This is a genomic window from Acidovorax sp., from assembly GCF_027492855.1.
In the GTDB taxonomy this organism is placed as follows: Bacteria; Pseudomonadota; Gammaproteobacteria; order Burkholderiales; family Burkholderiaceae_C; genus Acidovorax.
The window spans coordinates 1-6302 of the sequence record NZ_JAPUDY010000097.1 but is presented as its reverse complement, the minus strand read 5'-3'; the positions used below and the strand labels follow the sequence as shown (position 1 = coordinate 6302).

General features: G+C 60.0%; 5 protein-coding genes and 1 tRNA gene. 1 reads left to right on the top strand and 5 read right to left on the bottom strand.

Going from position 1 to position 6302, the window contains the following annotated elements; translation table 11 throughout:
* Positions 1-52: 52 nt before the first annotated feature.
* The 4 genes from Q0105_RS18275 to Q0105_RS18260 form a co-directional block, all read right to left on the bottom strand.
* A complete protein-coding gene (locus Q0105_RS18275; protein WP_298213723.1) occupies positions 53-1714 on the bottom strand; it encodes a hypothetical protein in 1662 nt (553 codons plus the stop codon).
* 458 nt (positions 1715-2172) lie between these two features.
* Positions 2173-2853, bottom strand: a complete 681-nt coding sequence (locus Q0105_RS18270; RefSeq protein ID WP_298213721.1) for a hypothetical protein — start codon at positions 2851-2853, stop codon at positions 2173-2175.
* A 187-nt stretch (positions 2854-3040) separates the two neighbouring features.
* Positions 3041-4537, bottom strand: a complete 1497-nt coding sequence (locus Q0105_RS18265; protein WP_298213719.1) for an N-6 DNA methylase — start codon at positions 4535-4537, stop codon at positions 3041-3043.
* A complete protein-coding gene (locus Q0105_RS18260; protein ID WP_298213717.1) occupies positions 4530-5111 on the bottom strand; it encodes a restriction endonuclease subunit S in 582 nt (193 codons plus the stop codon). The genes Q0105_RS18265 and Q0105_RS18260 overlap by 8 nt, the downstream gene beginning before the upstream one ends.
* Before the next feature lie 369 nt (positions 5112-5480).
* Between Q0105_RS18260 and Q0105_RS18255 the strand changes: the two genes are divergently transcribed.
* Positions 5481-5900, top strand: a complete 420-nt coding sequence (locus tag Q0105_RS18255) for a hypothetical protein (RefSeq protein WP_298213713.1) — start codon at positions 5481-5483, stop codon at positions 5898-5900.
* A gap of 325 nt (positions 5901-6225) precedes the next feature.
* On the opposite strand, the gene Q0105_RS18250 is transcribed toward Q0105_RS18255, so the two are convergent.
* Positions 6226-6301, bottom strand: a tRNA-Thr gene (locus tag Q0105_RS18250).
* Position 6302: the final 1 nt, after the last annotated feature.

Sequence of the window (6302 nt, the reverse complement as noted above, 5' to 3'; positions counted from 1 at the left end):
GACGGCGAGGCAACCGTCCAACTTCTGGGGGGCAGTTCAAACCCGGGGCGATTCATGAACTCATCTCGATGACGCCCTCGGGCCCTTCGCTTAACCTCCAGCCAGATGTGCGATCAGGAAAGACGCGAGGAGCCCTTGACCAGAACTCAGCCAGCGCCTTGAACCTCCATGAGGTGCCCCAACTCGGGTCGAGGCTGATCATCGTGGGTTCCACCGCGCCATCAACTAGAACCTCGTCTGTGTCCATGAATGAGGCGAATAGATCGGCAGGACCGCGGGAAAAGGGACTTAGGGCCGATCGTTGCCCATCGCAAAAAGCCCAATAGCGCTCCAGATCCTCAAGATTCTTCAGGCTGTCGAAGATGGTGATGAGATCCGCAAGCGGCAGGAGTCGCACGGGTTTGTCAGGAAGGTTGAGGAGCCCCACAGAGGTAGTGGCCAAGGCAGGCGCAAGGATGATGTACAGCTCATCGGCTGACGGACCGTTGACGCCGTCACTCGAGAGCAAGACCTCCGGGCCTCCAATGAGTTTGAAGCGAATGTTTTTTGCCTGTCGGGCCTTGGCCAGAATGGCAGCAGCAACCGCCGCCTGCTTATCGACCAGTTCATGATCGCAAGCGCAAATGAGGTACACACCCGTCGGCGCAGAGGTCACGCTGCTGATGGGAAGCTCGCTGCATATCTCGCCGCCGAGAACCAATACCACCGGTCCTGGCAAAGTGCCGTCATAGCGTTCGAAGACAAACTGGCCCAGCCTACTGTGCACCTGAGGGCTGATACTCGGCGCTTTCTTCTTTGCCCAGTGGTCGATGACCGTCCCTGGAGCGCTTCGTACCGCCATCGGATACCAGGCCCCGGCGACATTGACGCCCAAGAAGGGAACGGCATCGCCAGTGAATGCTGCATTGCCGAACGATTCCCACGTCAGTGGCGCCTTGTAGCCACCCAGGTCCGCATTGAGAGAAGTTCCCGTGCGCTGGCGCCAGTCGGCGCTCAGTTGACCGATTTTCTGCAGCATATCCCTGTACGAGAGCCAGAAATCTTCCGGGGGGAGCTCTACGTGGCCACGTTCCGCGTCGACAACAGGGGGCTGTGTAAGGTGTGGAATGGCTTCAATGATCAGTGCCTGCAGCGAGACGACCAAGTCCATCTGGGCCAGTGCGGCGGGCACATCGGCGTAGGTGATTCGAAAGGCTTCTATGAAGTCCGGCACTCGCTCGATGCTGCTGCCGTAGAAGACCGGAACGAACCGGCCGCCGAGACTCACCTTGGTCTGCCCCCAATCCGCCTCAGGGGAGAAGTCTTCGAGAGTAGGAAAGTCGGGCCAGGCTGCGTGAAGTGCTTCGGCGAACTGTTGGAAGTCGGCATAGCTCTCGATTCTTTTACCGCCACGTTCTTCGAGCGGGACTTCCAGGAATACGCACCATGCGAACGCATGTTTGACGTGACTACCGGCATTTGCCGGCCAGAGTTCGGACACGCCGATCGCACGCGCTACGTCCGCGGCGTCGTACTGGCAGATGAGTGTGCGGGTCTCCCTTACTTGGGTGAGGAAAGTGTCCTTCACCTGTTTGCGTGCGCCAAATTGGTTATGTAAGCTGATCATCCGGCGAAGTAGGAAAGCAGGATCCTCTGGGCTCTTGGCAAGTCGACGCTCGCGCTTCTCTCTGGACTTTCTACCCACGGGACCTCCTTTGCGTTCTTCAAAGCTCATCTGCTGGCGAGTTCTCGCTCCTACGGCGCAGCAGAGGCAATACTAGCAACGCAGCGCATATTTGCAGGAGAGTACACAACACGTGCTTAAAGCGAATATCGGTTGCGCTTGTACGGAACCGCAGAGAGCTCGCAGGAGGCCGAGCCTGGTGCAGCTACTTCACTTTGCGCTTATTGAACTGTTACCCTGCTTAGGGATGGTCTGCACGAATCCTGCCGATTCGTGCTTGCCCTGCTCGGCATCAGGCAGGACGATCGCATCTCATGAAGCAAGCCAGTCTGATGCAGCACTGCAAGCTCACGTCAAACCGATTCGTGCAGATCTTTCTTAGGGCTGCTGTTCGAGAGCCGCGACTCGCCCTTGCGGGTTTTGGCTGCTGCAAAGCGTCTGCTGTCTCGCGCAGTGTCTGGGGCCTGAGGGTCTGTTTGCATCCGGCCCAGGCCGTGCGGGTGAGGCTGTTAGGGCGCAGTCCAGGGCTTGAGCGCAATGATGCGACTGGTGTCTTCCTGGGCCCGCATCCAGGCGGCTGTCGCCGGGCATCGCAGTCCGATGAGCTGCTCAACTTTGCCCAGATCGTCGAGCAGGTTGCGCTTGAAGATCGGCTCATGGTGCGCGATGCGGTTACGCAACTGGCGCACGACTTCGAGGTCCTTGTAAACCTCGTCCCGAACATCGGCAATGCTCTTGGCCGGGTCGTGGTGAGGCAGTACCGCCGCCAAGTGTGGTGACCAGAGCCGTTTGTCGAACCGGCTCGTGAACATGGTCTGCCAAAAGATGAATTTCAACTCCGGTATGACCTTGCCCGTCGTGTTGAAGCGGGCGCCGGTTGCATGCAGGTCGCTGCGCGCGCGGTAGCCGGTCTGCGGCATGGGAAGGCTGCGCAGGAGGCCGGGAGACCAGGGCCACCCGGCACCGTAGACGAGCTCTAGTGCATCCGAGACGGCATTGCGGATGACCACCTCGCACATATGCAGCGGCAGCAGGAGTGCCGAGGACACCTGGGCGTTCCAGCCGTAGAGCGCCAAGGCGTCGACCGGATTGGACTGTTGCGGAATGCGCGTGGTCGCGATTTCGTAGGTGGCCATGCGCGCGCGCGACAGCGTTGTCAGGATGGTCAGTTCGGGGGGAGTTGTAGACATTTGTTCTTCGAGTTATACTTACAGCACTAGCCATGGGACTTGTCGGCGCGAGCCTCCCCCCGTGGACAGACGATAGTTTGAAAGGCCCACCTCTGGTGGGCTTTTCCTTTTGTGGCTCCAGATCGAGGCACGCCCGCCAGGATCGGCGGTCATGCCAGGGCGTTTTGCCAAGGCCGTTAAGTGCGGTCTATCCATAAGCGGTGTCCTGTCTGAGCACCGCCAGGTGCATTTCGAGTTCGCTGAGTTGGGCTTGCAGCTTCAGGCGTTCGGCGCGCAAGGCCTCCAGGTCCACCTGCTCCTCCTGCGCCTGGACCTGAATGTAGTGACCCACATTGAGGTTGAATTCGTTGTCCGCGATGTCCCCCAGAGACACCAGCCGTGAATAGACCGTGTCCTGTTGGCGCTGGTGGTAGGTCTGCACGATGCGCTGCAGGTCGGCCGGCCCCAGTGTGTTCTGGGTTTTGCCATATTCGAAGAAGTTGCTGCCATCGATGAACAGCACTTTTTCATCCTGCTTGCAGCGGCGCAGCACCAGAATTGCAACCGGGATAGCCGTGCTGGGCATCAGCTTGGCCGGCAATGCGATCACCGCATCGAACAGGTTTTCCTCCAGCAGCTTGCGCCGTATATGCGCTTCGGCGCCGCCGCGGAAAAGAGCCCCCATGGGCATTACCACTGCCATGCGCCCATGCAGCAGAGACATGGACTCAACCATGTGGCTGATGAAGGCGTAGGTGGCCGAGGTCGCCGGCGGCATGCCCCGCCAGAAACGTCCGAGCGGGTCGACATTCCCGGCTTCGCGCTGCCAGCCCGCCACGTTGTAAGGGGGGCTAGACAGGACGACGTCGAATGTGCGCAGCTTGTTGTTCGGCGTGATGAACTTGGGATCCTGCAGGACATCACCCCATGCCAGATGGGTGCGGTTCTCGTTGTGCAGAACCATGTTCAGCCGCGCGAGGGCGAGCGTCTCGCCATTGATCTCCTGGCCATACAGTTCGCAGCCTGCGTCGTCACCGTTTTGGCGTGCGCGTTGACTGCCTGCGATGAGTGCGCCGCCGGTGCCGCAGCAAGGGTCCATGATGGACTCGCCATCCCGAGGCTCCACCAGTTCCGCCATGAGCCGGCTGATCGCCGGAGGCGTGAAGAACTCGACGCCGCGTTTGCCGAGAGTCCCTGCCATGGTGGTCAGCAGGGCGTCGCAAGCATATGCCGCTGCCGCGAAGGCGCTTGCGTCCGCCTGCCGGAAATCCAACGCCGAGTCATGGCCAATGACAGCCATGAGACGGCCCAGGGTGCGGTCACGCTCCTTCGCTTCGCCCAGGCGGGTCGAGCTGAAACGCAGTCCCTGGATACCGTCCAAATGCATACGGTTGGCTGTCGCCAGCGCATGGAAGACTGCATCCAGCCGATCGCCGATGCCGGGCACCTCGCTGTTCTCCAGCAGTGCGTGGAAGTCGACCGTTGTCGGCAGCTCCAGGTGGCGCAAGGGGCTGGAGACGACGGCATCCGCACCGTGGCCGAGCTGCACCCAGCCGGGGGCCTGGATGTCAGTGAGGAACTTCAACGCCAGGATGCCGATGACGGCATCGCGATAGCCCTCCAGATCCAACGATCCCTGGCGCAGAATGCTGTACGCGTGCTGGGTCACCGCGTCGACAGCGGCGGTGCGTTCTGCATCAAGCATGGTCGCCCTCCGCATGCAGCCACAGCTCGGACAGGCGTGCTGCTTCTTTTTCGTCCAGAGCATTGAGGCGCAGGCGCGTGACCACAGCTTGCTGCGTGGTGACGTACAGTTCGGCGATACGCAGTTGCGTCATGACAGGAGGAATCTCCAGCTCCAGACTGAGCAACTCATTCTTGTTGATGGCCTGGATGGCGGTGCCCGTGGCGCGCGCTTTGATCTTCGCCTGGGTGGCCGGCCGGTTGAGGTACCAGGTCAGGTAGCGAGGGTCGACATTCCCGACGCGATGGATGATGTGGAACTGACCGACCGGGCACACGGGTTCGGGCGCACCTTCGAATAGACACACCGGGTTCTGGTCACCACGCGACACGATGATGATGTCGCCCGGCACCAGGCAGTGGTCAAGGAAACGCGGTTCGACCTCGACCTTTCGCAACTCCGTCCAGTTGATGGACTGACCCCGCATCATGTGGCGAATGGTCAGCGCGCGGACATTGCCCTGCAGGGATTCCTGCGGGGCCTTGTCACGGAAGACCGGGGCACTGCGGATGGTGGCGAGTTTCGAGAGTTGCATAATGTTCTACTTCGGTTGCAATTCTACAATCCTTACAGAAAAAATGCAAATCGTAATGTTGTACTTCAATAGTTTGATGGCGTGCACGTGCCCATCGAGGCTGCGTAGACCAGCCTTTCTTCATCCATAGGTCAAGAGTGGGCACCCCGCCGGCACCGCTTGCGCGCTTGCCGAGGCAGCACTTGCGGTATCCGATGTCATGGCCTCTGACGACTAAGCTCGCGCGAGCGGAGGCCGAAGGCTGCAACACGAGGTGCAGGACCGTGCAGGCATGGGATTTTCTGGGCGCGACGCCGAAGTCGCACCGTCCTGCGGGCATACGAACGCAGGGGGCTATCTCAGCATCGCATCTCGCTGGCATACGCTGGAATGGGTGAATCTGCAAGCTCTATTGGCTGCTTCTGGCACTGGCATCCCGGATGCAGATTTGCCTATACGCCAAAGCCGAATACGACGTTCTGGCGGAACAAGCTGGAGGGCAATTTGCGCGATGCCCTGACTTTGATGGCGCTGGATGCGCTGGGCTGGCAGGTTCTGATCGTGTGGGAGTGCGAAGTTTCCGACCTGTCTGCCCTAACCCGAAAGGTGACTCGCTGGGCGGATCGTGAGGGCCAAGGACATGGCGCGCGCTGCGCTGGCGAAGCGCTACGCGATCGAGGCGATCAGCGAGATGGGGCCGGGCCTCGCGACATGACGCCTGCGACTACTCCTTTTACCGAGGCTTTTTCAAAGGAGGTCGACTTGTCTTTGCAGGAGTTCTTGGAGCGCACTGGTGGCATTCCGCCTTGAGAGCCTCGATCCCGACGACTCACCCTTTTAGTCGTCGAACCCACGAAGTTTGACGTCGCTGTCGAGCTTGCCAGCTTCATGCCCGTAGTAAATGCGGCATCTTTCTCGGGCCCGATGCTTGACTTTATGCCGTAAGTCCTTGCTACATGCGTTCAGCCCGGGAGCATTGGTCGCTTCCGTTGTATCGGCGCCGGCTCATTCTTGGGCACAAATTTGGCACAGGCAAGCAAGGAAAAACCGGGAAATTGCGGGAAAATCCAAAATTGAGCGGGCAATAAAAAACCGCCCCGAAGGGCGGTTTTCATAGGGGGATCCCCCTTTTTCTTGGTGCCGGAGAGATGAATCGAACACCCGACCTTCTCATTACGAATGAGCTGCTCTACCGACTGAGCTACACCGGCG